Genomic DNA, 783 nt, shown 5'->3' with positions numbered 1-783 from the left:
TATGAGCATAGTGACCGGCATCGGTGCCGCGTCCGCCATGGGTGGTGATTGCCAGTACCGAGGCATCTTCACCATTGACCAGCCCCGCGACGGTGAAACCGTCAATGTTCTGCTCTGTACCGGTGTAGGTGGTGGTTCCACTGTTCGCCGTGACCGTAGCCTCGGCGCGGTCAATGGTTAGCTCGCCATCCACGAAGGTGAGCAGATAGTTTTGCGCATCGCCGCTGGCGGTGTGGTCGTAGTTGCCTGCGTTGGTGCCGCGTCCGCCACTCAGTTGAACATCTAATACTTCCTGGCCTTCACCGTTGACCAGCCCCGCGACGGTGAAGCCATCCACGCTTTGCTCGATGCCGGTGTACGTGGTGGTGCCACTGTTGGCGGTGACGGTAGCAGTGGCTTTATCGATGGTCAGTTCGCCATCGATAAAAGTCAGCAGATAGTTCTGGGCGTCGCCACTGGCGGTATGGGCATAGTGACCGGCATTGGTGCCGCTGCCGCCACTCAGTTGAACGTCTAATACCTCCTGGCCTTCACCATTGACCAGCCCCTCGACGGTGAAGCCATCCACGCTTTGCTCGGTGCCGGTGTAGGTGGTGGTTCCACTGTTCGCCGTGACCGTAGCCTCGGCGCGGTCAATGGTTAGCTCGCCATCCACGAAGGTCAGCAGGTAGTTTTGCGCATCGCCGCTGGCGGTGTGGTCGTAGTTGCCTGCATGGGTGCCGCGTCCGCCACTCAGTTGAACGTCTAATACCTCCTGGCCTTCACCGTTGACTAAACCCGCGA

General features: G+C 59.6%; 1 protein-coding gene. It reads right to left on the bottom strand.

Going from position 1 to position 783, the window contains the following annotated elements; genetic code table 11:
- The coding region (locus tag HP566_RS03575; protein WP_249975894.1) for an MBG domain-containing protein at positions 1-783 on the bottom strand (783 nt) is incomplete at both ends.

It is taken from the genome of Vreelandella olivaria, assembly GCF_023507745.1.
In the GTDB taxonomy this organism is placed as follows: Bacteria; Pseudomonadota; Gammaproteobacteria; order Pseudomonadales; family Halomonadaceae; genus Vreelandella; species Vreelandella olivaria_A.
The sequence above is the reverse complement of the archived record's forward strand: the minus strand, read 5'-3'. Positions and strand labels throughout refer to the sequence as shown.